General features: G+C 51.4%; 25 protein-coding genes. 19 read left to right on the forward strand and 6 right to left on the reverse strand.

The annotated features are described in order from the left end of the window. Nucleotides 1-3 precede the first annotated feature (3 nt). The 3 genes from DQM29_RS04295 to der all read left to right on the forward strand — a co-directional run bounded on the left by DQM29_RS04295 (nucleotide 4) and on the right by der (nucleotide 3,425). Nucleotides 4-609 (forward strand): YfgM family protein, encoded by a 606-nt coding sequence (locus tag DQM29_RS04295; protein WP_111739471.1) that lies wholly within the window; start codon nucleotides 4-6, stop codon nucleotides 607-609. A gap of 12 nt (nucleotides 610-621) precedes the next feature. Further along, a complete protein-coding gene (gene bamB, locus DQM29_RS04300; protein ID WP_111739472.1) occupies nucleotides 622-1,803 on the forward strand; it encodes an outer membrane protein assembly factor BamB in 1,182 nt (393 codons plus the stop codon). A 149-nt stretch (nucleotides 1,804-1,952) separates the two neighbouring features. After that, nucleotides 1,953-3,425, forward strand: a complete 1,473-nt coding sequence (gene der / locus DQM29_RS04305) for a ribosome biogenesis GTPase Der (protein ID WP_111739473.1) — start codon at nucleotides 1,953-1,955, stop codon at nucleotides 3,423-3,425. Nucleotides 3,426-3,514: 89 nt separating this feature from the next. On the opposite strand, the gene DQM29_RS04310 is transcribed toward der, so the two are convergent. Next, the gene (locus tag DQM29_RS04310) at nucleotides 3,515-5,341 is read right to left on the reverse strand and encodes a cation:proton antiporter domain-containing protein (protein ID WP_111739474.1); all 1,827 of its coding nucleotides are present in this window, start codon (nucleotides 5,339-5,341) and stop codon (nucleotides 3,515-3,517) included. Between the two features lie 426 nt (nucleotides 5,342-5,767). Between DQM29_RS04310 and DQM29_RS04315 the strand changes: the two genes are divergently transcribed. Together DQM29_RS04315 and DQM29_RS04320 are read left to right on the forward strand one after the other, a co-directional pair. After that, on the forward strand, nucleotides 5,768-6,724 hold the full coding sequence (locus tag DQM29_RS04315) for an AEC family transporter (protein WP_111741988.1): 957 nt from the start codon (nucleotides 5,768-5,770) through the stop codon (nucleotides 6,722-6,724). A gap of 16 nt (nucleotides 6,725-6,740) precedes the next feature. Next, a complete protein-coding gene (locus tag DQM29_RS04320) occupies nucleotides 6,741-6,968 on the forward strand; it encodes a zinc ribbon domain-containing protein (RefSeq protein ID WP_111739475.1) in 228 nt (75 codons plus the stop codon). A 16-nt stretch (nucleotides 6,969-6,984) separates the two neighbouring features. Here the strand turns inward: DQM29_RS04320 and xseA are convergent, their stop codons facing one another. Next, nucleotides 6,985-8,334 (reverse strand): exodeoxyribonuclease VII large subunit, encoded by a 1,350-nt coding sequence (gene xseA, locus DQM29_RS04325; protein WP_111739476.1) that lies wholly within the window; start codon nucleotides 8,332-8,334, stop codon nucleotides 6,985-6,987. 174 nt (nucleotides 8,335-8,508) lie between these two features. Between xseA and guaB the strand changes: the two genes are divergently transcribed. From guaB to DQM29_RS04345, 4 genes are all read left to right on the forward strand, one after another. Beyond that, nucleotides 8,509-9,978 (forward strand): IMP dehydrogenase, encoded by a 1,470-nt coding sequence (gene guaB / locus DQM29_RS04330; RefSeq protein ID WP_111739477.1) that lies wholly within the window; start codon nucleotides 8,509-8,511, stop codon nucleotides 9,976-9,978. Nucleotides 9,979-10,150: 172 nt separating this feature from the next. After that, nucleotides 10,151-11,728 (forward strand): glutamine-hydrolyzing GMP synthase, encoded by a 1,578-nt coding sequence (gene guaA / locus DQM29_RS04335; RefSeq protein ID WP_111739478.1) that lies wholly within the window; start codon nucleotides 10,151-10,153, stop codon nucleotides 11,726-11,728. 174 nt (nucleotides 11,729-11,902) lie between these two features. Further along, nucleotides 11,903-12,865 (forward strand): type VI immunity family protein, encoded by a 963-nt coding sequence (locus DQM29_RS04340; RefSeq protein ID WP_111739479.1) that lies wholly within the window; start codon nucleotides 11,903-11,905, stop codon nucleotides 12,863-12,865. A 136-nt stretch (nucleotides 12,866-13,001) separates the two neighbouring features. Then, the gene (locus DQM29_RS04345) at nucleotides 13,002-13,595 is read left to right on the forward strand and encodes a hypothetical protein (protein ID WP_111739480.1); all 594 of its coding nucleotides are present in this window, start codon (nucleotides 13,002-13,004) and stop codon (nucleotides 13,593-13,595) included. A gap of 60 nt (nucleotides 13,596-13,655) precedes the next feature. Here the strand turns inward: DQM29_RS04345 and DQM29_RS18370 are convergent, their stop codons facing one another. Together DQM29_RS18370 and DQM29_RS04355 are read right to left on the reverse strand one after the other, a co-directional pair. Then, a complete protein-coding gene (locus DQM29_RS18370) occupies nucleotides 13,656-13,835 on the reverse strand; it encodes an AbrB/MazE/SpoVT family DNA-binding domain-containing protein (protein ID WP_232054858.1) in 180 nt (59 codons plus the stop codon). A 72-nt stretch (nucleotides 13,836-13,907) separates the two neighbouring features. Next, the gene (locus tag DQM29_RS04355) at nucleotides 13,908-14,267 is read right to left on the reverse strand and encodes a hypothetical protein (protein WP_111739481.1); all 360 of its coding nucleotides are present in this window, start codon (nucleotides 14,265-14,267) and stop codon (nucleotides 13,908-13,910) included. 141 nt (nucleotides 14,268-14,408) lie between these two features. Between DQM29_RS04355 and DQM29_RS04360 the strand changes: the two genes are divergently transcribed. The 5 genes from DQM29_RS04360 (at nucleotide 14,409) to DQM29_RS18375 (ending at nucleotide 16,377) form a co-directional block, all read left to right on the forward strand. Further along, nucleotides 14,409-14,576 carry a YlcI/YnfO family protein gene (locus DQM29_RS04360; protein WP_111739482.1) on the forward strand — a complete coding sequence of 56 codons (168 nt, stop codon included), beginning with the start codon at nucleotides 14,409-14,411 and terminating at the stop codon, nucleotides 14,574-14,576. Nucleotides 14,577-14,868: 292 nt separating this feature from the next. Then, complete coding sequence (locus tag DQM29_RS04365) at nucleotides 14,869-15,102, forward strand: type II toxin-antitoxin system Phd/YefM family antitoxin (RefSeq protein ID WP_111741989.1); 234 nt, start codon at nucleotides 14,869-14,871, stop codon at nucleotides 15,100-15,102. A 32-nt stretch (nucleotides 15,103-15,134) separates the two neighbouring features. Continuing rightward, nucleotides 15,135-15,467, forward strand: a complete 333-nt coding sequence (locus DQM29_RS04370; RefSeq protein WP_111739483.1) for a type II toxin-antitoxin system RelE/ParE family toxin — start codon at nucleotides 15,135-15,137, stop codon at nucleotides 15,465-15,467. Nucleotides 15,468-15,596: 129 nt separating this feature from the next. Next, the gene (locus DQM29_RS04375; protein WP_111739484.1) at nucleotides 15,597-15,965 is read left to right on the forward strand and encodes a hypothetical protein; all 369 of its coding nucleotides are present in this window, start codon (nucleotides 15,597-15,599) and stop codon (nucleotides 15,963-15,965) included. A gap of 85 nt (nucleotides 15,966-16,050) precedes the next feature. Continuing rightward, nucleotides 16,051-16,377 carry a hypothetical protein gene (locus tag DQM29_RS18375; protein ID WP_232054859.1) on the forward strand — a complete coding sequence of 109 codons (327 nt, stop codon included), beginning with the start codon at nucleotides 16,051-16,053 and terminating at the stop codon, nucleotides 16,375-16,377. Between the two features lie 147 nt (nucleotides 16,378-16,524). On the opposite strand, the gene DQM29_RS04385 is transcribed toward DQM29_RS18375, so the two are convergent. Next, on the reverse strand, nucleotides 16,525-17,589 hold the full coding sequence (locus tag DQM29_RS04385) for a galactitol-1-phosphate 5-dehydrogenase (protein WP_197708846.1): 1,065 nt from the start codon (nucleotides 17,587-17,589) through the stop codon (nucleotides 16,525-16,527). Nucleotides 17,590-17,878: 289 nt separating this feature from the next. On the opposite strand from DQM29_RS04385, the gene DQM29_RS04390 reads away from it, so the two are divergent. The 5 genes from DQM29_RS04390 to DQM29_RS04410 all read left to right on the forward strand — a co-directional run bounded on the left by DQM29_RS04390 (nucleotide 17,879) and on the right by DQM29_RS04410 (nucleotide 22,523). Continuing rightward, a complete protein-coding gene (locus DQM29_RS04390; RefSeq protein ID WP_197708847.1) occupies nucleotides 17,879-18,694 on the forward strand; it encodes an SDR family oxidoreductase in 816 nt (271 codons plus the stop codon). A gap of 17 nt (nucleotides 18,695-18,711) precedes the next feature. After that, the gene (locus DQM29_RS04395; RefSeq protein WP_111739486.1) at nucleotides 18,712-19,761 is read left to right on the forward strand and encodes a zinc-dependent dehydrogenase; all 1,050 of its coding nucleotides are present in this window, start codon (nucleotides 18,712-18,714) and stop codon (nucleotides 19,759-19,761) included. A gap of 2 nt (nucleotides 19,762-19,763) precedes the next feature. Beyond that, nucleotides 19,764-20,447, forward strand: a complete 684-nt coding sequence (deoC, locus tag DQM29_RS04400; RefSeq protein WP_170126487.1) for a deoxyribose-phosphate aldolase — start codon at nucleotides 19,764-19,766, stop codon at nucleotides 20,445-20,447. A 301-nt stretch (nucleotides 20,448-20,748) separates the two neighbouring features. Then, nucleotides 20,749-21,660 (forward strand): MurR/RpiR family transcriptional regulator, encoded by a 912-nt coding sequence (locus DQM29_RS04405; protein ID WP_170126488.1) that lies wholly within the window; start codon nucleotides 20,749-20,751, stop codon nucleotides 21,658-21,660. A 47-nt stretch (nucleotides 21,661-21,707) separates the two neighbouring features. Further along, the gene (locus DQM29_RS04410; protein WP_170126489.1) at nucleotides 21,708-22,523 is read left to right on the forward strand and encodes an HAD family hydrolase; all 816 of its coding nucleotides are present in this window, start codon (nucleotides 21,708-21,710) and stop codon (nucleotides 22,521-22,523) included. A gap of 147 nt (nucleotides 22,524-22,670) precedes the next feature. On the opposite strand, the gene uhpT is transcribed toward DQM29_RS04410, so the two are convergent. Further along, entirely contained in the window at nucleotides 22,671-24,092 is a 1,422-nt protein-coding gene (uhpT, locus tag DQM29_RS04415) for a hexose-6-phosphate:phosphate antiporter (RefSeq protein ID WP_111739490.1), read from the reverse strand. Between the last annotated feature and the right edge of the window lie 381 nt (nucleotides 24,093-24,473).

Below are 24,473 nucleotides of genomic sequence, written 5' to 3' on the forward strand. Positions count from 1 at the left end.
ACCGTGCAAGTTTACAATAGCGAAGAAGAACAATTCGAAGCGGTGAAGGGCTTTTTCCGCGAAAACGGTAAAGCCATTGTTGTTGGCGTGGTGCTGGGTATCGGCGGCCTGTTTGGCTGGCGCTACTGGCAGTCTCACCAGCACACCACGGCTTCGTTAGCGTCTCTGTCCTTCGATCAGGTGATGGTTCACCGCGACAATTCAGCGAACACTAGCGCTTTTATTCAGGCAAACGACAATAGCTATGGCGTGTTTGCTGCCATGGTTCAGGCTCAGCAGTGGGTAGAAAAAGGCGATTTCGCGAAGGCGAAAGAGCAGCTGCTTTGGGCGCAAAGCCACACGAAAGACGACAACCTGCTGCCCGCCATCGCAATACGTCTGGCGCGCGTTCAGGTTCAGGAAAAGCAGTTTGACGACGCGTTGAAAACGCTGGATTCCGTGCAAAAGGGCAGCTGGTTTGCTCAGGCTCAGGCTATTCGCGGCGACGCGCTGGCTAGCAAAGGCGACGTTAAGGGTGCCCGCGAAGCCTACAGCCAGGCGATAGAGGCTAGCCCATCGCCGGTACTGAAAGACATGCTGAACATTAAGCTCACCAATTTGGCCGCCTAAAGGGGAATGTGAATGACGTTACGTAAACTTTTTTGCGTAGGATTACTTTCTGCCACTATGCTGAGCGGCTGTTCGCTGTTTAGCGGTGACGATGACGCCGTAAAAATGTCACCGTTGCCTAAAGTAGACAACCAGTTTTCACCGAAGAAAGTGTGGAGCACCTCTGTAGGTAGCGGCGTTGGTGAATACTATTCGCACCTTCGCCCCTCTTGGAAAGACGGTCGCATCTACGCGGCTGCGCGTAACGGTATCGTTAAGGCCGTTGACGCTGACAGCGGCAGTCAGGTGTGGAAAGTCGACGTGACGGAAAAGAGCAGCTTCTTCTCTTCGTCCGAGTCTCCAATGCTTTCCGGCGGTGTGACCGCGGCTGACGGCAAAGTGTTTGTCGGCAGTGAAAAGGCGGTTGTTTATGCGCTGAACGCTGAAGACGGCGCGCTGGCGTGGAAAACGACCGTTGCGGGTGAAGCGATTTCCCGCCCGATTGTCAGCGACGGTCAGGTGTTAATCCACACGTCTAACGGTATGCTGCAGTCTCTGAACGCGACTGACGGCGCTATCCGCTGGACGGCTAACCTCGGTATGCCGCTGCTGTCTCTGCGCGGTGAGTCTGCTCCAGCGACTGCGCACGGCGCAGCCATTGTTGGCGGTGACACCGGACGCGTTAGTGCAGTGATGATGAACAGCGGCATGCTGATTTGGCAGCAGGCTATTGCTCAGCCAAGCGGTGCGACGGAAATCGACCGTCTGGCCGACGTTGACAGTACGCCTGTCATTATGGGCAACATGGTGTTTGCCCAAAGCTACAACGGCAGCTTCGTAGCGCTGGATCTCCGCTCCGGTCAGATTATTTGGAAGCGCGACATCGGCTCTGTTAACGACTTCTTTATTGAAGGCGACAAGGTGTTTCTGGTGGACCAGAGCGACCGCGTGACTGCGCTGTCTCTGAACGGCGGTACTATCCTGTGGACGCAGAACGACCTACTGCACCGCGGCCTGACTGCGCCGGTTGTGTTTAACGGCTATGTCGTCGTGGCTGATTCCGAAGGCTACATGCACTGGATGGACAGCGCGTCCGGCCAGTTTGTGGCTCAGCATAAGGTTGACGGCGACGGCTTCCTGTCTTCACCGATTGTTGCCGGTGACCGACTGGTGATTCAGGCGCGCGGCGGTGACGTCTACTCGTTCACGCGCTAACGGCGGTTGAACGTTCAGGCTTTTTTGCCTGTATAAACGGCCCCTGTCATCAGGGGCCGTTTCGTCTTATATAAGTCGCGCGCGTCGAGCGCTCGGTTTAGCATAATACTGATATATTATAACGATATAGATAGAAAGAGGCTTTTATCATGGTTCCAGTTATCGCGCTGGTCGGGCGTCCCAACGTGGGCAAGTCCACGTTATTTAACCGTTTAACGCGTACTCGTGATGCCCTGGTGGCCGATTTCCCCGGCCTGACCCGCGACCGTAAATATGGCAAAGCGGAAATTGACGGACGCGAGTTTATCGTTATCGATACCGGCGGTATCGACGGCGCAGAAGATGGCGTAGAAACTCATATGGCTGACCAGTCGCTGCTGGCCATTGAAGAGGCGGATATCGTGCTGTTTATGGTCGATGCCCGCGCAGGCCTGATGCCTGCCGATACGGGCATTGCCAAGCACCTGCGCTCGCGGGAAAAGGCAACCTTTTTGGTTGCTAACAAAACCGACGGCCTTGACGCTGACAGCGCTATTGGCGACTTCTACTCGCTGGGCATGGGAGAGGTGTATCCTATCGCTGCTTCCCACGGGCGCGGCGTTTTATCGCTGATTGAAACCGTGCTGGGGCCAGTCGAGGAAGATGAAGACGCCTCTGACGAAGAAGACGATTGGGAAGATTTTGGTGCCGAAAACCCGGAAGAAGAGGGTGAAGGCGAAGAAGAATTCGACAGCGCCTATCTGGAAAGCCTGCCTATTAAGCTGGCGATCGTTGGCCGCCCCAACGTGGGTAAGTCCACGCTGACTAACCGCATTTTGGGTGAAGAGCGGGTTGTGGTGTACGACATGCCGGGCACCACCCGTGACAGCATCTATATCCCCATGACGCGGGACGAGCGCGAATACGTGCTGATTGATACTGCTGGGGTGCGCAAGCGCGCCAGAGTGACGGAAACTGTCGAAAAGTTCTCCGTTATTAAAACCCTACAGGCCATTGAGGACGCAAACGTCGTTCTGCTGGTGATTGACGCCCGCGAGGGGATTTCCGATCAGGATCTGTCCCTGCTGGGCTTTATTATTAACAGCGGTCGCTCGCTGGTGATTGCGGTTAACAAGTGGGACGGTCTGTCTCAGGAAGTTCGCGAGCGGGTTAAAGAGACGCTGGATGAGCGCCTAGGCTTTGTCGACTTTGCTCGCGTGCACTTTATTTCCGCTCTGCACGGCAGCGGCGTGGGTAATCTGTTTGAGTCCGTACAGGAAGCCTACCGCTGTGCAACTCGTCGCGTCAGCACGTCGCTGTTGACCCGCATTATGCAGATGGCACAGGACGACCACCAGCCGCCTTTGGTTGGCGGCCGCAGAGTGAAGCTGAAGTACGCTCACGCGGGGGGCTACAACCCACCCATCGTGGTGATCCACGGCAACCAGGTGAAAGATCTGCCGGATTCGTACAAGCGTTACCTGATGAACTACTTCCGTCGCTCGCTGGAAGTGATGGGTACGCCTATTCGCATTCAGTTTAAAGAGGGTGATAACCCGTTTGCAGGGCGCCGCAACAAGCTGACTCCAACGCAGCAGCGCAAGCGCCGTCGACTGATTAAGCATATCAAAGGCCGCGGCTAGTCACGGCTATTGGCTGTTTAGGTGAGTTAAAAATCAGGGCGCCGTTTGGCGCCCTGAGTGTTTATAGAGTCGTTAGAGTGATTGGAAACTTAGCCTGCTTTCGGCCGCTGTTCTGCACCCTGTGGCGCAGTAGGTTCATCTTCCTGCGGCAGCTCGAAGTCAGTGTCGGTTTGGATAAGCGCTTCAGTCTCTGCCATCAGCTCGGCTTCCTGCTCTTCGCTGACTTCTGTTGGCGTCATCATCTCATCCTTACGCAGCGAGTCGACCAGTTCGGAAACTTCGTCGTCGGCGACGCCCAGTACCTTCAGGGCTTCGGCTCCGATATGTAGGCTGCTTTCCAGCGTTTCGATAACCACCCAGTTGGCGCCGGCTTCTAACAGTCTGTCCTTCAGATCCATATCGAGTACTCGAGCGAGGATTTTCACCATCGGATAGAGGGATCTTATCGTTGTAACAGCCTTCAGCGCGCTGGCGCTGTGGTCGATAGAGACGATGACCATTTGCGCCTGCTCAACGCCGATAACGTTAAGCAGCTTGGGATCGGTAATGTCGCCAAAGTAGGCGGGAATGCCTGCCTTTTGCGCCTTTTTGACGATTTCAGGGTTCTTCTCAATCACGATGTGTGGAATCGCGGAGTCCTGTAGCATCTGTGCCAGAACGTAGCCAGTATCGCCATAGCCAGCAACCACCACTTTTGCGCTATGGGCGGCGTCTGCGGGCTTAAGCGCGTCGGTATCTATGTCGTCGGCGGTCATCTTTCTGGTCAGGCGGCAGCCAAGCGCATAGAGGCTAGGGGTAAACGCCATACTGACAGAAATAATGCCGATGCCGACAATAAACGTCGCGTCATCGATAACGCCAAACGCTTTGGCAACGCCAAACAGGACAAAACCGAACTCACCGCCCTGACACAGTAGGAAGGCCACTTTAGTCGCCGCTTCTTTAGACGTACCAAACAGCAGTGATAGCAGAAAAAGTATAATGATTTTCAGCAGCAGAATGACTGCCACGTGGCTGATGAAGTAGAACGGTGACTGAGCCAGCGTGGCAAAATCAATAGACATGCCGACCGAAATAAAGAACAGGCTCATCAGCAGGCTTTTGGCCGACTCGACGCTGGCGTGGATCTGGAAGCCGTACTTCGAGGTTGAGAGCATCATCCCCATGATAAAGGCACCCAGTGCCATCGACAGGCCAAAGTGATCCATGATGTAGGCGGCGAGCACCACGGCGAACATCACAAACAGCGAGAAGCTTTCGCGATAGCCCTTTCTGGCCATGCGGTTCAGCAGCCACGGCACTCCGTAGCGGCCAAAGACGATAACCACTAGCAGCGCGCCGATGACCGACAGCGTCTGCATCCACATCGGTGAGTCGTCCGGCAATACAGCGATTTTATCCGACAGCAGCGGGACCAGTGCCAATAGGGGCACAATAGCCAAATCCTGCATCAGCAGAATGGCAAAGCCGATACGCCCGTGCTCGCTGGAGAACTCGTTGTGGTCCTGAAGTATTTGGATCACGAAAGCCGTAGAAGAGAGCGCCATCGTTAGCCCGATAATGATAGCGGCGTTCATGGCGTAGCCGAACAGATAGAAATAGCCGCCAATCGCCGCACCGCTGAGTAAAATTTGCAGCGAGCCGAGGCCGAATACCATGCGGCGCATTGACCAAAGGCGTTTTGGCTGCATTTCCAGGCCGATAATAAACAGCAGCAGCACAATGCCAAATTCGGAAATATGTAGAATTTGGTCTACGTGTTCTTTAAGAATGATTTGCCCCGGCGTATAAGGGCCAATAATAATGCCGGTGAGCAATAGGCCAAGAATAGCGCCAAGGCCAATCTTTTTGGACAGCGTCACCGCAACGGCGGCAACGAACAAAATAATAACTAAAAGCAGCATCGGGTCATTCATCGGCTGACCTTCTTGTGACGGTTAATATCACTGGTTAGACCAGCGAGAAGTAGAGACTCCATGGCGTGATAATCCTTATCGCGTAGTGAGTGTACATCGGGCTGTTGCCGTTTTATGGATCGAACGATAGGCCCCGTAAGAGCGTGGCAAATTCGACGAAACGCAGTCTGAGTAAGGGCAGAGTGACGAATAAGCGGTGCGTATTATACTCAAATGGATAAGATTCGTGCAGTCTTTATATGCTTTTTTTAATAAAAACGGATAGGAATCATTCTGAATAAGAATAAAGAGATTCTCATTGCTGCGGTTAATTATTCATCAACTGCGTTGTTATATTTTTATTTAAAAATAGAATAGGGAAAGACTTCTGATATCGTGATGACTAACGTTACGGCCCGGCGCCAATAAGGAATAAGAATAACTATGATGTCGTGGGAAACGTGGCTATTTGCCTTTAACGTCACCGTGCCTAACCTGCTGATGCTCCTGATGGGAATAGGGCTGCGTCGTATTCGCCTGATCAACGACGAGTTCTGCGATTCCGCTAGCCGTCTGGTGTTTAACCTAGCGCTGCCCTGCATGCTGTTTTTCAGTATCGCCACCAATCAGAGTGGCCTCGCTGATCATCTACTGCTGATGACGTACGCTGGCGTGGGGACCTTTGTCAGCTGGCTGCTGCTTGAGCTGGTCGCGCCTTTTCTGGTAAAGGATAAAAAAGAGCGTGGCGTGTTTGTTCAGGGGGGCTTTCGCGGCAATGCCGCTATTTTAGGCGTGGCTTACTGTGCAATGGCCTTTGGCGCTGAAGGCGTTGCAATAGCCTCGTTTTATATCATCATGACCGTTATTTTATATAACGTGCTCTCTGTGGTCACGCTGACCCGCAGTCTGTCCGATTGTGAAGGAAGTCAGCTTGCCATTTTCAGCATGGTAAAGAATATTGTCAGAAACCCGCTAATTATCGGCATTCTGGCCGGGCTGCCGTTTTCCCTGCTGGCGATCCCACTGCCGGACGTGCTGATCCGCACTGGGGGCTATGTGTCCTCTATTGCGCTGCCGATGGCGCTGCTGTGCACCGGGGCCAGTCTGGACTTCCGCTCGATGCTCAAAACTTCTAACGTCGCCATCCTGGCGGGGATCGCCAGAGTGCTGGTGATACCGACACTGCTACTGCTCGGCGCTCTGCTGTGTGGTTTTCAGGGCGTTACGCTAGGGGTGATTTTCCTGCTGTCGGCAACGCCGACGGCGGCGGCCAGCTACGTGATGACGCGCGCCATGGGTGGCAACGCCACCTTGGCTGCCAACATTATCGGCTTAACGACATTGGGATCGTTTTTTACTACTGCGCTCGGCCTGCTGCTGCTTCGCGGTAGCGGACTGATTTAAATTGAGGATGAACACCATGACTTCGCTGTGCCCACGATGCCATAAGGCTATGCTCTGGCAGGCTGGGGATCGTTTTTGCTGTGAAAGCTGCCGTAGAGTATATCAACAGGTAGCGCGCTGCCCTGAGTGCGGGCAGCCGTTGGAGAAGCTTGCGGCCTGTGGTGCGGTGGACTACTTTTGCCAGCACGGTCATGGGCTAATATCTAAAAAGCGGATTGTTTTGGAATATGACGAACAGCCGTAGCTTCGGTGAGGGCTTACTACGTCAATTTGCGCACGGTAGTTACCGTGCTTTCTACCCAGCCGTCGCTTAAACGCGTGGCGATAGTATCGCCTTTGTTCACTGCTTCAACGCTTTTTAATGCCGCACTGCCTACGCCCTGAGTCACGCTGTAGCCTCTGGCTAGCGTCGCCAGCGGGCTGACCCCTTCAAGCTGTGTGTAGCCTACGCTAAAACGCTGACGCGCGGCGTTGAGCCTGCGCTCCATAGCTTCTCTTAACTGAAACTGGATCTGCTGGATCTGCTGCTGGCTTCGGTGCACCCGCCCCAGCGGCTGGGTTTGCTGTAATCTTTGATGCAGGCGTTCAGCCTTTTTACCTTCTCGCAGCAGTTTTTGCTGTAGGCTTTCTTCCAACCTACGCTGTAGCTTAATCAGAGCTGTCTGCTGGCGCGACAGGCGAAGCTGCGGGTGCTGCATTTGGAGACGGCTTTCCCGCTGGGTTAATGCCTGACGGCTGCGGGACAAGTAATAGTCCATTGCCATTTCAAGCCGCTGGCGCTGGGACAGCAGCTGGCGCACTAACTCCGTCTGATTGCGGCTTACCAGCTCGGCGGCGGCCGAGGGCGTTGGCGCTCGCAGATCGGCGACAAAGTCGGCAATGGTGACGTCGGTTTCGTGGCCGACGGCGCTGACGACGGGGATCTGGCTTTGGTAAATCGCTCTGGCAACCGCCTCTTCGTTAAAGCACCACAGGTCTTCTAATGAGCCTCCGCCACGCCCGACGATCAGCACGTCGCACTCGTTTCTCTGGTTGGCGAGCTCAATAGCGCGGACGATTTGCATCGTCGCCTCTGCGCCCTGAACCATGGTCGGGTAGATTACGACCGGCAGGGAAGGATCGCGCCTTTGGAGAATGTGCAGCACGTCGTGCAGCGCGGCACCGGAAGCCGATGTCACGATGCCCACGCGCGTCGCAGGGGAGGGTAGCGGGCGTTTGCGAGCCGGATCGAACAATCCCTCTTCGGACAAGCGCTGTTTCAGCTGGTCAAATCGCTGCTGTAGCAGACCGTCACCGGCAGGCTGCATGCTTTCGGCAATCAGCTGATAGTCGCCCCGCGGTTCATACAGGGTAATCGTCGCCCGTACTAGCACCTGCTGGCCGTTCTGCGGGACAAAGGTCACCCGGCGGTTAGCCGTGCGGAACATGGCGCAGCGCACCTGTGAGCGGTCGTCCTTTAGCGTGAAGTACCAGTGGCCGGAAGAGGGCTGAGAGAGGTTAGAGATTTCCGCCGAAAGCCAGATTTGCCCCATTTCCATTTCTAAAAGCTGACGCACCGTTTGGTTTAAACGGCTGACGGTAAAAATAGAAGGCGTTAGAGGTATCGACATGTGACGGAGATCAAATTCTAAAACAGGGAGTTAATCTATCGATACTACATGGCTGGGCCGGTGAATCAAGCCCCATTTTAAAAAAAGTGTGGTGCAGCCCCCGTTTCCTCTGTATAATTCCACGGCAATATTTTATCAGTTTCTCCCTTCAACCTACCCGGTGAGATATTGCCCATGCTACGTATCGCGAAAGATGCCCTGACGTTCGACGACGTCCTATTAGTTCCCGCCCACTCTACTGTTCTGCCTAACACTGCCGAGCTTTCTACCCAGCTGACGAAGACCATTCGTTTGAATATTCCAATGCTTTCCGCCGCGATGGACACCGTGACCGAAGCGCGTCTGGCGATTGCGCTGGCGCAGGAAGGCGGTATCGGCTTTATCCATAAAAACATGTCTATCGAGCGTCAGGCGGAGGAAGTTCGCCGCGTGAAGCGCCACGAAAGCGGAATTGTTACCGACCCTATCGCCGTTGGGCCGGAAACCACCGTTCGCCGTATTAAAGAAATGGCGCTGGAAAACGGCTTTGCCGGTTATCCAGTGGTGATTAAGAACAACGAGCTGGTCGGCATTATCACCGGTCGCGACGTGCGCTTTGTGACCGACCTTGACCAGCCCGTCAGTGCGCTGATGACGCCGAAAGAGCGTCTAGTAACCGTAAGCGAAAAAGAAGCCAAAGACCGCGATCTGGTGTTCCAGAAGATGCACGAAAAGCGCGTAGAAAAGGCGCTGGTGGTGGACAAGAAGTTCCAGCTGCGCGGCATGATCACCGTCAAAGACTACCAAAAGGCAGAGCAGAAGCCGAACGCCTGTAAAGACGAGCACGGTCGCCTGCGCGTAGGCGCTGCTGTCGGCGCTGGCGCGGGTAACGAAGAGCGCGTAGCCGCGCTGGTGGAAGCGGGCGTTGACGTGCTGCTGATCGACTCTTCTCACGGCCATTCTGAAGGCGTGTTACAGCGCATTCGCGAAACCCGAGCTGCCTATCCTAAACTGCAAATCATCGGCGGCAACGTTGCCACCGCCGCAGGCGCGAAAGCGCTGGTGGAAGCGGGCGTGAACGCAGTGAAAGTGGGCATCGGCCCTGGCTCTATTTGTACTACCCGTATCGTTACCGGCGTGGGCGTGCCGCAGATCACCGCTATCGCTGACGCGGTTGAAGCCGTAGGTGCAATGGGCATTCCGGTGATTGCTGACGGCGGTATCCGCTTCTCAGGCGACATCGCCAAGGCTATCGCTGCGGGCGCTTCCTGTGTAATGGTCGGCTCAATGCTGGCGGGTACTGAAGAATCCCCGGGTGAAATCGAGCTGTATCAGGGGCGTTCATTCAAATCTTACCGCGGCATGGGTTCGCTGGGCGCGATGTCTAAAGGCTCGTCTGACCGCTACTTCCAGACTGACAACGCCGCTGACAAGCTAGTGCCGGAAGGCATCGAAGGCCGCGTGGCCTATAAGGGCTACCTGAAAGCCATCGTGCATCAGCAAATGGGCGGCCTGCGCTCCTGCATGGGTCTGACGGGCTGTGGCACCATTGACGAGCTGCGCACCAAGGCAGAGTTTGTTCGCATCACCGGTGCGGGCATTCAGGAAAGCCACGTTCACGATGTCACCATCACCAAAGAATCGCCCAACTACCGCATGGGCTAATGCGGTGCGGCTCTACTCTTGATGAGTACAGAGCCGCCCGTGTTTAAACGAGAGGCGAGTTAAGCCAACACGCCTCTCGTATTCTTCTCGCTAACTCGGCTATAATGCCCGGTATTTTTCTTTTTCTTGCCCATCTTATCGGGCGTGATTTTACCGTTTTTGGAAAGCGTACATGTCAAAAAACATTCATAGTCACCGCATTCTGATTTTGGACTTTGGTTCTCAATACACTCAGCTGATTGCCCGTCGCGTTCGTGAAATCGGCGTGTACTGTGAGCTGTGGGCCTGGGACGTCAGCGAAGCGCAGATCCGCGAGTTCAACCCGACAGGGATCATCCTTTCCGGTAGCCCTGAAAGCACCACCGAAGCAGGCAGCCCGCGCGCGCCAGAGTACGTTTTTAACGCCGGTATTCCTGTACTTGGCATCTGCTACGGCATGCAGACCATGGCGGTCCAGCTGGGCGGTGAAGTGCAGGGCTCAAACGAGCGTGAATTTGGCTATGCCAAAGTCGATATTATTAATGAGAGTGCCTTTACTCACGACGTGAAGGACTCTCTCTCTGCCGAAGGCAAAGCCCAGCTTGACGTCTGGATGAGCCACGGCGACAAAGTCACGGCGATCCCTGCGGGCTTTACAGCCGTTGCGCGCACTGATACCTGCCCGTTCGCCATTATGGCTAACGAGGAAAAGCGCTTCTACGGCCTGCAGTTCCATCCTGAAGTGACACATACTCATCAGGGTCTGAACCTGCTCAAGCGCTTTGTGCTGGACATCTGCGGCTGTGAAGCGCTGTGGACGCCAGCCACCATTATTGAAGACGCCATTGAGCGCATTCGTGAGCAAGTGGGCGACGATAAAGTGATCCTTGGCCTTTCCGGCGGCGTTGACTCTTCTGTTACCGCCATGCTGCTGCACCGCGCCATTGGCAAAAATCTGACCTGCGTATTTGTCGACAACGGCCTGCTGCGCCTGAACGAAGCTGAGCAGGTGATGGATATGTTCGGCGACCGCTTTGGCCTGAACATCGTGCACGTGCCTGCTGAGCAGCGCTTCCTGAGCGCGCTGGCCGGGATTGCCGATCCGGAAGCCAAGCGTAAGACTATCGGCCGCGTGTTCGTTGAAGTGTTTGACGAAGAGTCGAACAAGCAAACTAACGTTAAGTGGCTGGCGCAGGGCACCATTTACCCTGACGTAATTGAATCCGCCGCCTCGGCGACGGGTAAGGCTCACGTAATCAAGTCTCACCACAACGTCGGCGGCCTGCCGGAAGAGATGAAGATGGGCCTGGTGGAGCCGCTTAAAGAGCTGTTCAAAGACGAAGTGCGCAAAATCGGCCTAGAGCTAGGCCTGCCGTACGACATGCTTTACCGCCATCCGTTCCCAGGCCCAGGCCTCGGCGTCCGCGTGCTGGGCGAAGTGAAGAAAGAGTACTGCGACCTGCTGCGCCGCGCTGACGCTATTTTCATTGAAGAGCTGCGCAAAGCCGAGCTGTACGACAAAGTCAGTCAGGCGTTCACCGTGTTCCTGCCGGTTCGCTCCGTCGGCGTCATGGGCGATGGCCGCAAGTACGACTGGGTTGTTTCCCTGCGCGCGGTAGAAACCATCGACTTTATGACGGCGCACTGGGCGCATCTGCCTTATGATTTCTTGGGGCGCGTGTCGAATCGGATCATCAATGAGGTGAATGGGATCTCGCGGGTGGTGTATGACATCAGTGGGAAGCCGCCGGCGACGATTGAGTGGGAATAGAAATTTGATATTCTCCGATAGTTAGAGAACATTTTAAAAGCCAGCTATATCATTTTATTAGTTGGCTTTTTTATTTACGGAATTATGTATTCTTTCAATAGGAATAGTATTCATATCCGTTTGCGATTATTTTATGGGCGGTGAAAAACAGAATATATAGGGAGGTTATTCTTCATGATAAATTTGGATGAGTTTTCCCAGCGGCGCAGGCTTGCTGAATTTACGCTTCGGGATGAGAATAACGTTGTCTTTACCCGGTTGGGGATTTCCATTTCGTTGTTATTAAAGCAAACACATACTCATGCCAAAAAAGTCAGAATTATTGAATGCTACCGGCGGTTTATGGCTGAATTTGGCAATCGCCTGAGCTTTCACCGACATGAGTTTGATAATCTGAAAAAGTTTGATGCCGAGAATATCGCAAAAGTTGAAAATATTATTCTGGAATCAGGGCCAGAAACAGAATGTGGCTGGTATGTCAGCGATGCAAAAAACAAAGATGTCGCCCCTACCTGCGTTATGGGGTATCTGGGCGCTTCATGGCACAGTGAAGAAGAATGCAACAATGCAGGTTGCTTAAGACTGATTTTACCCTGGGATTATATTAATACTGATATTGGCCTGAAGAAGTTTAATGAGTGGATAGTATTTCTTTGCGAAAAGCTCGAACCACAGAGCGGTGACTGTGGCTATTGTTTAACGACGCCGAAAGATTACCATCAGTATATGTCCGTAGAATATCAGTTAGCGTTGCGTTACCCTTCACTGTCAGTAATTTCGACTATCCACTTACAGGGCATTGCGAACAATAATAACCTTAAAACTATTAACTGGATAACTATACTGGATCATTCGTTGGTTAAGCGGTTGGGGGGAACAAAATGGCTTGAGAAGGAGCTACACGCTGAGAGTTCCGTCTCTGTCAGCCGTTTCAGTCATGGCCTTATTATTCAGGCATCAGAATATCCTGACCTCACACCTGCGTCAGAAGGACTGAATAAATCTTATCAGTCCGTCAATAAACTGCTTCGCCCAATACGAGTACCGCCTGAAAATATTGACTCACTGCATTTGTTTGGGGCGAATCAATTTACTAAGGCGACAAGTATTGTCTGGTATGCGCGTTTTGATGATTAATTTTTTGAATTGTCTAAAAGGTACATTCTGTCTTATCTATCTAGGAGTATCCTCTTCTTAAAATACCTTGATAGATGAGCAATGTTTATATGAAAATGTGTATAAAAGGGAATGATTTAATATAAGGAGTTGCGGTATGAGTGATGGTACAAATTCCTCCGGGTCAGACTGGAAGAAAGTTTTTTGTATTCTGTTTACTATTTTTGTACTGGGTAAATTGGGCTATAAAGCATATGACGCTTTCATCGTTCAGCCACGAGTGGAGGCAGAAATTGAACAGGAAAGAAACAATCCGTTTTCAATAACCAATCAGCTCAAAGCATTACGTAAAAGGAATGCGGCTGCCGATGCTTGGATAAAAGAGTTTAACGATAAAATAAAATCATCACCGCCAGAAAAAGATGAAACATTCAGACTGGTGGAGCTGGCGCGTCACGAGGATGAGATATCATGGATTATGGCAGCAAAAGTCAACGCGCAAACACTTGATGCAATAAAAGCGGATAAGGTAAAGGCGCAGCAGGAGATTAAGGCCAAGAAGATAAAAGGGATATGCCGTAAAAATAGCGTCACTGTATCACTGCTGAATGCCGGTTTTAATGTGAAACGCGTCTATGTGGGAGAAGACAATCAGGAAATTATTTCCTATGTCGTTACTGCTCGTGAGTGTGAAAAGCTGCAGGAAGACACTCAGGACACTTCAATATCCGGTAGTCAACAAGCCGAATAGTACGGATATATGCTCAACGGGTGATTAGCGTTTAATTAGTTATTCCAACAGGGCAGGGAACTACAGGTCTTCCCTATCCTGCCCGTCAGGTTGCTCGACAATATCCATAAAGTCAGACGTAACGCTTTCGCCATCAAACCAGCTATCCCAACTCTTTGGTGTTGGGGCAGCAGGTTCTTCCTTAGCTGGCTGATTATCATTGGTATTTTTCAATGAGTCTGTTTTAATTTTCATCGTCATTTATATAGAACCGAGTTGCAGGAAAACAAACAATCCCCACAGCCTAAGAGCCGCAGGGATCCCATTCACCAATCAGTTACCGCCCATTTCCTGCCGCTCCAACCCTAAAAACGCCACTCGCCCCAACTCCTCCAGCGCAGGCACCAGTCTCCCAATAGATCCAACCCCGTGCCCCAGCTGGCAAAGACTCTCCGGCGTAAACTCATGCACATTGTTTTGAGCGAAGCTAATCATCGTATCGCCGATAAACGTCAGGCAGTGGCAAAGCCCCGCTTGAGCTTCCTGACAGTAGTGGGCGAGATGCAGTCGTTCTTCCGGCGTCATGTTTGAAAAGTCGACTTTTCCCAGCGCGTTCGCCAGATCGGAATAGAGGATCTCAGCGCTGGGCAGTGCGTCGAAATAGTTGTTCATGTTACTATTATCAATAGCCATATCATTACCTCGTATAATGTTGTGGTTAGACGCCTCGGCAGTGTTACCGCACTTCGGGGCGTTGTTATTTGTTTGATGTGATAGTAATGTGTCATTACACATAGCTACATTAACTTAAGTGTAATTTAGGTATCAGTACACATGAATGAAAGAAGAGGTAATCCTCCGTTTCAGTTCCGCCTCGACCCTGAGCTCAGGGCTGAAATGGAGAAAGCGCAGCGCGAGGACGGTGATGAATCGCTGGCGGCATGGATTAAGCGAATACTGCGTAAAGAGCTTCAATCGCGAAAATCTGAACCGAAAAAATAGGGATATGGTTTTCTAGTTGATGCAATTAATTAACTTTTAAGCTGTCCCTACTAAAAGTTTATTGCGGCGCTTATCGCATTCCACATGCTGCACGTCTGAAATACCTATAGGCGCGCTTGGAGAGAAGCCGCAATATCTTTAATTACCCGATCAAAAAGCAAGACAGACACCTTAGCTATTTAGTATACCTCCATAACCCACTGATAACAGGTGATAAACAAACCTGCTGCTTGTTGGTAGTCTAAATTTGGTCTATATTAGAACTAAGGTGCATTCAATGAGATCAGAAGTAATGAAAGTAGAAACCATCAGCTACATCAAAAGAAACGCGGCGACGCTTGACCTGTCCGAACCCATCTTGGTGACGCAAAACGGGGTGCCGGCCTACGTGATCGAGTCTTATGAGCAGCAGCAGGAGCGGGAAAACGCTATCGCGATGTTGAAGCTGCTTACCCTTTCAGAGAAGGACAAATCCGAAGGGCGGGTGTTGTCAAAAGAGCAGCTGTTAGGCGGTATTGCTGACTAGGGCTTGAGTTGCTCAATCACTAAGGGATCTGGATGGAAAACGATATTACCTTTGAGTACACCCTTACGGTAAAACACTGCATTGACAATATAGCGAATCACCTCCGTCGTATCGGTATCGAGCCGCGTTCGGCTATTGGCGATATTCTGGCGCAGTTTGAGAGCGCCGTTGGTCAATTTCCGCATGGGTGCCAGATTTGCCCTGAACTGCTGAAAATTGGCTGCGCAAAGTACCGTGAATATAACCATGCCGAAGGTTATCGGGTTTTGTATTCCGTTGATGGAACGTTAGTGACAGCGCATGCGGTTCTGTCACACCGTCAGGATATACAGCAGCTGCTGTTTAACCGCCTGATAATGGCGTGATTCCGCTCACGATCCTGCTAACGTTTAGCGATAGTTTAATTCCTCACCGCTTTATCAAAAATGGCGGGGATTTTCGTCTAAAAATGAATATCGATTAAGCCTATGCGCCATACAGGGAAGGGGGGTGGAATGAAGAGAGTGTCAGCTGTCGGGCTTTTACTGCTCGCGTTTGTGTTTCCCAAAGAGGCCTATAGCTATCGCGGTTTGGAAGACGATCGCACTAGCGATGCTGCCCACGGGCTGTATGAAATCAATGAAGAAGCGAAAAAGTTTCTTCAGGAAGAGGAAGCGCGAACACACGTCAGAAGAAAAAGCCTAGGGCCGAATTTAAAAGTGTTTGTGCCTCCGTGCTCGGTTCCCCTTAAGGCCGCCTGGGCACCGAAAAGCATGGGGCTTTCTAATGAATATACGGTATTGGTGAGCTGCGAGCGAAGTGCCAGTAAATATGAAAATAATAAAGGCTGGTCTGTGGGTGTTCCAACTTCACCTTTGGAATAGGCAGTAAAGAGTTCCCCCCATTTTTCGAATGCGTAAGTATATATATTTAACCGTTTACCGATTGCCACAATATGGAGCCACCCCCATGCCAAAACGAATAACCCTCACGCTCCTCGCTCTACTGTTCTCCACCCCGATGGCGATGGCGGCAGCCACTTTGTCTGAAGAAACCGTAGCGAACATATGTCATAAGTACGGACTAGAAAAAGATAATTCCGAATTTCAGGACAGGTTGAAGGTACTAAAGCCGGACGGTGATAGCATTAGATTGGATAGGTATGACGCGATGCTTGGCAGCCAGCACATTGCTACACAGCTGACTGCGACGTTAAAAGACAAGGATGGAAAGTCGCTCAAGATGTTATGCCTGCTAGAGAACGATAGCCCGCTGTATATTTATTTTTATGAGTAAATAGGGGGCGTTATTCCTCTCTGTTTTCTCTTGAGTACTGAAAGTCAAAATCGCCCGGGATACGGGCGACCTTAACTGTCAGTACAAAACAAAAATAGACGAAACACTCTATCTCAGCGGCCGATATGATACCCGCCGCTAAGCGGTCTATTCCTTCATTTCAAACAGGATCTTGTTATAGCTGCCAATCGTTTTCTCTTTAAAGCGGGCGAAAACGGCGGGCGCTTCAGCCAGCGAGAATCGATGGGACACAAACGGCAGCATCTGCAGCTGGCGTTTCCCTAGCAGATTAACGATTTCAAACCACTCTCGGCCGGGGAACGGTACTGAATAGGAGTTCCATGAACCGACGATATGCAGCTCGTGGCGCAGGATTTTCTCAAAATTAGCCGCCGGAAAGCTGACGTCGCTATGGGCTGAACCGAATATCAGCATCGTACCCTGCTTGCGCAGGACAGAAAGCCCGGTCTGGCGGGAAATATTATTGCCCGCACATTCGAATACGCGATCGACCCCCTGCCCAGCGGTGAGCGCGAGCACCTCTTTTACTGCATCAACATCTGCCGCATTAATACAAACATCGGCACCGGCCTGCTTGGCCAGATCCAGCTTGTCTTGCGCTACGTCGATGGCAATCACTTCTGCCCCAGAAAGGCGGGCGAACTGAATGGCGAAATAGCCCAGTGCGCCACAGCCGATCACGGCGACCTTATCTCCCAAACTCAGGTTAATTTTATGGATCCCGTGCAGCAGGATAGCCGCAGGCTCAATCAGAGCCGCTTCGGCATAGGTAACGTTGTCCGGCAGGCGGATTAGATTCTGTTCCGGTACCGAGACGTACTCGGCAAAACCGCCGTCGCTGCGGGAACCCAGAAAGTCGTAGTTATCGCACAGTGAATAGTTGCCTCGCTGGCAGGAAGAACACTGATGGCAGGGCATCAGTGGTGCGATGGCGACTCTGTCGCCCACCTTAAACTGAGTGACTTCCGGTAACAGGTCAGTGATTTCACCGGCAAATTCATGGCCGGGAACGGTAGGGAAGTTATAGGTGCCAAAGTTTAACACTCGTCCGATATCTGAACCGCAGATCCCGGTCGCTCTCACTTTGACTAATACATTACGTTGTTCTGTCAGTTCCGGCATCGCTACTGACTGATAGCGTAAATCTCCCGGTGCGTGTAGGACGGCAGCCGACATCTGTTTTTGAGTCATGTTCCTTCTCCTGTGGGGGCATCATTATGGCTATATGGAAATACATTCCAGATAAAAAATCAAGGAATAATATTTTCTTTCATTATTTTCTAACTTTGTCTCCCTTATGATTAGCAGAGCAGATTGAACGTCGTTTTTTAGAGAAAAATGAAAATTAAAACTATTTATTATCATATGGTTATTTTTATTTTTCGGGTTGAGGATAAATCAGGGTTGACACATGAAATTAAATTCCATAATCTGATTTTGAAACGAAATTTAATTCCCGACAACGACATGGAGAATGAAAATGAATGCACGCGTTCTGGAAAATAAAGTTGCAGTGATCACTGGGGCTGCTTCAGGAATTGGTGAAGCAATTGCCAAAACCTATGCTCAACAAGGCGCCAAAATTCTGGCGGTAGACATTAACGGCGAGCGCCTGCAGCAGGTAACACAGGAAATTAAAGACGCCGGTGGTGAAGTGATTGCCGTGGTCGCTGACGTAGTAGAAGAGCAGCCTGTCATCGACTTCTTCGCTCTGGCGATGAAAAACTGGGGACGCGTGGATTTGCTGGTTAACAGCGCTGGCCGCGACTCTCTGTCTCCGCCAGTGTCAGAAACGACGCTGGAAGAGTGGAACAAAACCATTGGCCCTAACATGACTGCCGTTTTCTTATGCTGTCGCGAAGCGTTTCGGATCATGGAAAAACAGAGCAGCGGTGGCCGCATTATCAATATCGGTTCTTCATCTGCACGCTTAGCCTCCTGCCCAGGCCACAGCCCTTACCGCGCCTCTAAGCACGGCATGATGGGCTTTAGTAAAAACATCCTGCTGGAAGGCATGAAGAAAAATATCGGTGTCACCGTGTTGAACCCATCACACGTAAAAACGCCGATGACCGAAGTGATCGATACGGGTATCTATGACGGCAACCTGCCTGCCTATACCGACGGCTGGTTAGATGAAAAAGAGCTGAAAGAGGGCATTCACGCCAGCTGTATCGACGTAGAAAACGTCTCTGAACTGGCGCTGTATATCGCCACCCGCACGCCGGATGTCACCATTCCACAGATGGCGCTTTATCCGACCCACAAAGCCCACCGTTACGGTATGGAAGTGTAGTTAAAGGAGCCATAGAGATGAAAGCAGCCTATTTTTACGCCCCAGGTGACGTGAGATGTGAAGAGACGGATGTTCCGGCTATTGCAGATAACGAGCTTCTGGTTGAGGTGAAGGCCTCTTCAATTTGCGGCACTGACCAGCGCATTTTCAAGAATGGACACTTCAAGATCCCCGCAGGAGAAAAGCGCGTGCTTGGGCACGAGATATCTGGGGTGATTGCGCAAGTTGGTCAACTTACCTCGACGTTTAAAGTCGGCCAGCGCGTCTCTTTTACGCCGAACATCGGCTGTGGCCACTGCGAATTTTGTCGAAGTGGCTACAACCAGATGTGCCCCGACTACGAGGCGTTCGGTATTAGCCTTGACGGCGGTTTCCAGCAATATATGCGGGTTCCGGCGGAGGCTATCAGCGGTAATAACCTGTTCCTGCTGCCGGACAACGTTGGCTTCGATGAGGCCTCGCTGATTGAGCCGCTTTCCTGTTGTTACAACGCCTTTAGCGAGCTGAAGGTGAATTATGACGATACGGTACTGGTCATCGGCGCGGGTCCTATCGGCGCCTGTCACGTGATGCTGGCGAAGGTCGCCGGGGCGAAGAAGGTGATTGTGGCCGATATTCGCGATAGCCGTCTGGAAAGCATTCTTCAGTTTGGCGCTGATGTCACTATCAATAGCGCGGAGCAGGATCTGCATCGACAGGTGATGCAAGAAACCGGAGGCCGCGGGGTGGATGTCGTTATCACTGCTGCGTCCGTTGCTGACCTACAAACCCAGAGCATTGGCCTGCTGGCGACTCATGGCCGAGTGTGTTTCTTTGGCGGTTTGGGGCAAAAGCAGCTGGTACCGATAGATACCAATCTGGTGCACTACAAGGGTCTGAAGCTGCTTGGCACGACGGGTTCCAGCAATCAGGACTACTATCAGTCGCTGCGGCTGGTCGCAGAAGGCCGGATAAATCTGGCGCCTTTGGTGAGCTATCGCTTCCCCGTTAGCGAGATTAATGATGCATTCGCAACCGCAGCCAGCGGTAACGGCATGAAATGTTTAATTGTGAACGAAGGGAATTAAGAATGACAATTACCTCAGCAGAACTGGCAGGCATGATCGACCATACGTTTCTAAAACCGTTTGGCGATGCGGCTCCCATCAAGACACTGTGTGACGAAGCAAAGCGCTATCAGTTTGCCATGGTGGCGATTAACCCCGGCGAAGTAGAAAACTGCGTGCCGCTGTTAGCGGGAAGCAAAGTGCGCATCGGTGCGGCGATTGGTTTTCCTCTGGGCCAAATGACGGTAGCGGCGAAAGCCTTCGAAACCCGAGATGCGATCGAGAAGGGCGCAACGGAAATCGATACAGTGATCAATATTCGCGCACTTCAGTCAGGACGAGAGGACATCGTTCGCCAGGAAATCAAAGACATGGTGTCTATTTGCAAGCCAAAGGGCGTCATTTGCAAAGTGATCCTGGAAACGTGCTATCTCACTGACGCAGAAAAAGTGCGAGTGTGTGAAATCGCCGCTGAAGAGGGTGTCGATTTTGTCAAAACTTCCACGGGGTTTGGTACCGCTGGTGCGACAGTAAAAGACGTCGCGCTGATGCGTAAAACTGTCGGCAGTCGCTGCGGCGTTAAGGCCAGCGGCGGTGTGCGCACCCTAGAGGAAGCGCTGGCGATGGTCGAAGCGGGCGCAACTCGTATCGGCACTTCCAGCGGTATCTCTATCGTTGAGGCTTTGAAAGCCAGAGAAGCACAGTAGTTCATTTATGGTGCGCGTTCGATGGCCCTCTTTGGGGCCATCGATGTATTAAGCGGTCTGGAACGGCCGGCAGCGGTTAATTTCTCTTTGTCATATATCTAGTTGGGCGCTATTTGATATTCTGTTATTCAGGAAGAGGGTTCTACGCTATGATGAGGCCAAACGCAGCCTGGCAGCGATTGGCCTTTGCTATATCTGTTCGGTCACGTCTGCGGTGTGCGACGCGCTGATGGGTATTTTAGCGTTATTACCTGCATCATGAATGTGTTGGAATAAGAATAGGGGAACGATTTTGGCTTCAATGGATCATAATAGCGTGTTGGGGATGATTACCAGACAACGGCCCTATTTCAATCCTGCCGATCAGCGCATTGCTGACTATATTTTGCATCACAGTGTTGATATTAAAAACATGACGATCAAAACGTTAGCTAGCCACTGCGAGGTGTCTGAATCCAGTATCAGTCGGTTTGTTAAAACGCTAGGTATTGCTTCTTATCAGATGCTGAAAATTCTGATTGCCGAAGAAGTGACGATTAAAGCCAGCAGCACAGAAACTGAGCCTGATAAATCCTACGTTTTTGAGGATATCTCCGATAACGATTCGTTAACTGAGATTGTTGAAAAACTCCAGCACCGCTATCTTTCCACTGTTAACGATGTCACCAGCTTAGTGAACAGCGCCAAAATTGACGCAGTGGTTGAGCTGATCGCGAAAGCGGATGTGATCGCTTTCTTCGGCATTGGTTCATCAACGCTGGCGGTAGAAAACGCACTGATGCGCTTTATGCGCGTTGGTAAACGCTGCATTTTCTTCCGTGATAACAGTATGTTCGATATTGTTGCGAATACGCTGGGGGCAAACAGCCTGGCGATTGCCATCAGTAACTCTGGTGAGTCAATTCCGGTGGTGTCATCGCTGAAAACGGTCAAAGAGGCCGGCGCAGCGACAGTGTGTATCACTTCTTTCCCTGACGCTTCGCTGGTGAAATACAGCGATATCGCACTGTTTACGCCAACAACTCATGCACCGACCGGTAACCATTCGGCTCGGCTACGTGAATCGATGATCTCCAAAGTGGCTCAGATGTATTTGGTGGATATTCTGTATTGCGCCTATGCGGTGACCCACTTTAACGAGTCCGTACACAATTTAGAGAAAACCGATAAAGCCAGTATCCGTTCCAGACATAAACAGTCCAAATCAAAATAGCGATATAGCTACCGCGCCTGATGAGGCGCGGGAAGAGGGAACGTATTATGTCTATCAAAATGGTAGTGACCGATCTGGATGGGACTTTATTCAACCATCAGGAAGTAGTGTCTGACACCAATCGTCTGGCGTTTCAACGCATTATTACTCAGGGAATTCTTCCCGTCGTCGCAACCGGACGCATGAAGTCAGAGGCGCGCTATGCTTTTGACGCGATCGGCGCCAGTCGCTACTTTATGGGAATGAACGGCTGCCGCACTGTTGATATGCAGCAGCAGAAGATTGTTTACGAACACTTTCTGGCGCGTTCGCTGTTTGACGAGATCCTCCAAAAGCTGACTGAGCTGGACGTTTTCTTCCAGATGTATACCAGCGAGGGTGTAAAGTGCCTGCCTCATCTTCATCCCCGTATGGCACAGAGCGGCATGGCGCCCGCCTATTTAGCCCGTTTCGGCGATGAGATCCTGCCCGCTGGCCTACAGCAGCTGGCGCATCTGAATATCTATAAATTCTTAGTGGTGGACACTGACAGCGGCAAGCTAGAGGCGCTGCGGCAGGCGTTTGCCAATAACCCTGACGTGAGTCTGGTTGCCTCTCAGCTGTACTATGTGGAGATTATTTCGGCCAGAGTGAATAAAGGCGTCGCGCTACAAAGGCTGTGCGACCATTTAGGGATCTCTACTGCGTCGGTGATGGCCATTGGTGATAGTGAAAACGACATCGAGATGCTGCGCTTAGTCGGCGCCGGTGTGGCAATGGGCAATGCAGCAAGCCACGTGAAGGCAGCAGCCCGCTATGTAGCGCCGTCTAACGATGACGACGGGGTCGCCTGGGCGCTGAATGAGCTGTTACCGTTGCTATAAAGCAAAAGAGTCGGGATCGATGACTGATCCCGCTAAAGGAAAGGGTTAGCTCCCTTCTGAATGACAGTTAGCAAAAAGCCCGCAATTTAAAATTGCGGGCTTTTTGCTATAGATGGCTACTTGCGAACAGCTTGAGTCAGTGAACCGTTAACCATTGGCTGGCACCAGTGTTTGATCGCTCTCTTGCTGCCGAAGGCGTCTTATCTTGCGTTCTTCGCCCCACGCAACCATGCCCATCAGAACGATCCCTAGCGCGACGGAAATATAGAAAATCACGAAGACGTCGTGCCAGCCGTGCAGCTGGTGGCCAAACAGATTCAGCCCTGATTTTGTCGGGTCGGCGATACGCGCCAGCGCGACTTTAGCGATAGAGTCACCGATCAGATAGGCAAAAGTACCCGACATACCGGTGGTCACGCTAACGGCGTTTTTAGGCGCAAAGCCAACCAGAGAGATGGTAATCAGTATCTGAGGCCCAAAAATCAGTAGCCCCAGCGCCACCAGAGAGATGTTGATCATGGTGACTGTTGTGGCATGGCGGTAGCCCAGCAGAGCAAAGACGATCAGCACCAGACAAAATACCGCCACGATAGCTCTTCGCCCGTGCAGAAGATCAGATACGTAGCCCCACAGCAGGCTGGCAATCAGCGCACCGACCTCAAAGTAGAAGATCGTGTTGACGGCATCGCCTCGGCTGAAGTTAAGCTGTTCTGAGACGTACAGAGGAGCCCAGTTATCTATGCCAATCCGGATGATATAGACAAAAATATTGGCTAGACAAAGCAGCCAAATCCACGGGTTTCTGAGCACGTAGGTAGTGAAAATCTGCCATTTGCTCATCTGCTGAGACTCGGTCTGCTGATCTTCTTCTTCTACGGGCTCACCAAAAATCTCTTCGGCGCGCGCCCAGCCAAGCTCCTGTGGCTCGTCTTTTCCTAAAAAGAAGCCGATAACGCCGAATATCATGGCAATCACGGCAGGGAAGATAAACATGCCGATTACGCTGCCGTCAAACAGTGTATAGGCACCCCATAGGGCTATGGCTCCCGCAAGGCCGCCGCCAATGTTGTGCGACGTATTCCAGAAGCCCAGATACTTTCCGCGTTTATCTCGCGGTGTCCAGCGGGTCAGGGTGGAATAGGATGCTGGCCCACCGATGCACTGAAAGACGCCATTAAGCCCCCAGAGAACGATCAGAAATCCAATATGGGATCCCAGATAGCTCATCACCATGCCCATTAAGAGTACGCATATAGAGGACAGGATCAGGGCAAACGAGAGTAGTTTTTTAGTGTTCTTTCCGTCGATGTAGTAGCCCAGCACCGTTTTCCCTAGCCCGTAGGTGAGTGAAAAGGCTAGTCCGATCAGCCCCAGTTCAGTGGTAGTAAAATCTAGCTGCTCTTTCAGCAGAGGCTGGGCGGCTTTAAAGTTATTGCGCACCAGGTACATGGCCATATAGCCGAGAAAGACCACCAGGAACGCTTTAATAAACTGTCCCAGCCACATCTGCCGCTGTTGGCTAAGAGGAATTCGTTGATCAGATACTTTTTGTATTGAGAACATTCCCATTAGTACTGCTCCTTCAATATCGATAAGTGTGTAACGCCTACGATATGAAAATTAATTCCTTATAACAATTTATAAAATGAAATTTAATTCAAAATGTGATCGCTGTTGTTATTCACCAAGTAAGATACTGTGAGTTACAGTGCCAATGTAACATGAATTACTTGAGTTGGAAGGCTTTGTATTTTTTTATTTTATTGATTTATATAAAATAAATTATATTTCCTGACTATTCAAAGAGATCAAAAAGCGAACGAAGTGAATATCTCAGTCATTCGCAAAAAGAGCTGGCGTGATGAAATAAAATTTCATTGTGTCTTAATGGTGTGAAAAGGCTAGGATGAAAATGAGCAGGCGAGGGTTGAATGTGAATGAGTTTGGTGT

The sequence above is a fragment of the Leminorella richardii genome (assembly GCF_900478135.1).
GTDB lineage: Bacteria > Pseudomonadota > Gammaproteobacteria > Enterobacterales > Enterobacteriaceae > Leminorella > Leminorella richardii.

What these genes read in the sequence shown, in the direction of transcription:
- bamB (WP_111739472.1), top strand. Translation starts at nt 622, where the DNA reads ATGACGTTACGTAAACTTTTTTGCGTAGGATTACTTTCTGCCACTATG.
- der (WP_111739473.1), top strand. Translation starts at nt 1,953, where the DNA reads ATGGTTCCAGTTATCGCGCTGGTCGGGCGTCCCAACGTGGGCAAGTCC.
- DQM29_RS04310 (WP_111739474.1), bottom strand. Translation starts at nt 5,341, where the DNA reads ATGAATGACCCGATGCTGCTTTTAGTTATTATTTTGTTCGTTGCCGCC.
- DQM29_RS04315 (WP_111741988.1), top strand. Translation starts at nt 5,768, where the DNA reads ATGTCGTGGGAAACGTGGCTATTTGCCTTTAACGTCACCGTGCCTAAC.
- DQM29_RS04320 (WP_111739475.1), top strand. Translation starts at nt 6,741, where the DNA reads ATGACTTCGCTGTGCCCACGATGCCATAAGGCTATGCTCTGGCAGGCT.
- xseA (WP_111739476.1), bottom strand. Translation starts at nt 8,334, where the DNA reads ATGTCGATACCTCTAACGCCTTCTATTTTTACCGTCAGCCGTTTAAAC.
- guaB (WP_111739477.1), top strand. Translation starts at nt 8,509, where the DNA reads ATGCTACGTATCGCGAAAGATGCCCTGACGTTCGACGACGTCCTATTA.
- guaA (WP_111739478.1), top strand. Translation starts at nt 10,151, where the DNA reads ATGTCAAAAAACATTCATAGTCACCGCATTCTGATTTTGGACTTTGGT.
- DQM29_RS04340 (WP_111739479.1), top strand. Translation starts at nt 11,903, where the DNA reads ATGATAAATTTGGATGAGTTTTCCCAGCGGCGCAGGCTTGCTGAATTT.
- DQM29_RS04345 (WP_111739480.1), top strand. Translation starts at nt 13,002, where the DNA reads ATGAGTGATGGTACAAATTCCTCCGGGTCAGACTGGAAGAAAGTTTTT.
- DQM29_RS18370 (WP_232054858.1), bottom strand. Translation starts at nt 13,835, where the DNA reads ATGACGATGAAAATTAAAACAGACTCATTGAAAAATACCAATGATAAT.
- DQM29_RS04355 (WP_111739481.1), bottom strand. Translation starts at nt 14,267, where the DNA reads ATGGCTATTGATAATAGTAACATGAACAACTATTTCGACGCACTGCCC.
- DQM29_RS04360 (WP_111739482.1), top strand. Translation starts at nt 14,409, where the DNA reads ATGAATGAAAGAAGAGGTAATCCTCCGTTTCAGTTCCGCCTCGACCCT.
- DQM29_RS04365 (WP_111741989.1), top strand. Translation starts at nt 14,869, where the DNA reads ATGAAAGTAGAAACCATCAGCTACATCAAAAGAAACGCGGCGACGCTT.
- DQM29_RS04370 (WP_111739483.1), top strand. Translation starts at nt 15,135, where the DNA reads ATGGAAAACGATATTACCTTTGAGTACACCCTTACGGTAAAACACTGC.
- DQM29_RS04375 (WP_111739484.1), top strand. Translation starts at nt 15,597, where the DNA reads ATGAAGAGAGTGTCAGCTGTCGGGCTTTTACTGCTCGCGTTTGTGTTT.
- DQM29_RS18375 (WP_232054859.1), top strand. Translation starts at nt 16,051, where the DNA reads ATGCCAAAACGAATAACCCTCACGCTCCTCGCTCTACTGTTCTCCACC.
- DQM29_RS04385 (WP_197708846.1), bottom strand. Translation starts at nt 17,589, where the DNA reads ATGACTCAAAAACAGATGTCGGCTGCCGTCCTACACGCACCGGGAGAT.
- DQM29_RS04390 (WP_197708847.1), top strand. Translation starts at nt 17,879, where the DNA reads ATGAATGCACGCGTTCTGGAAAATAAAGTTGCAGTGATCACTGGGGCT.
- DQM29_RS04395 (WP_111739486.1), top strand. Translation starts at nt 18,712, where the DNA reads ATGAAAGCAGCCTATTTTTACGCCCCAGGTGACGTGAGATGTGAAGAG.
- deoC (WP_170126487.1), top strand. Translation starts at nt 19,764, where the DNA reads ATGACAATTACCTCAGCAGAACTGGCAGGCATGATCGACCATACGTTT.
- DQM29_RS04405 (WP_170126488.1), top strand. Translation starts at nt 20,749, where the DNA reads ATGGATCATAATAGCGTGTTGGGGATGATTACCAGACAACGGCCCTAT.
- DQM29_RS04410 (WP_170126489.1), top strand. Translation starts at nt 21,708, where the DNA reads ATGTCTATCAAAATGGTAGTGACCGATCTGGATGGGACTTTATTCAAC.
- uhpT (WP_111739490.1), bottom strand. Translation starts at nt 24,092, where the DNA reads ATGGGAATGTTCTCAATACAAAAAGTATCTGATCAACGAATTCCTCTT.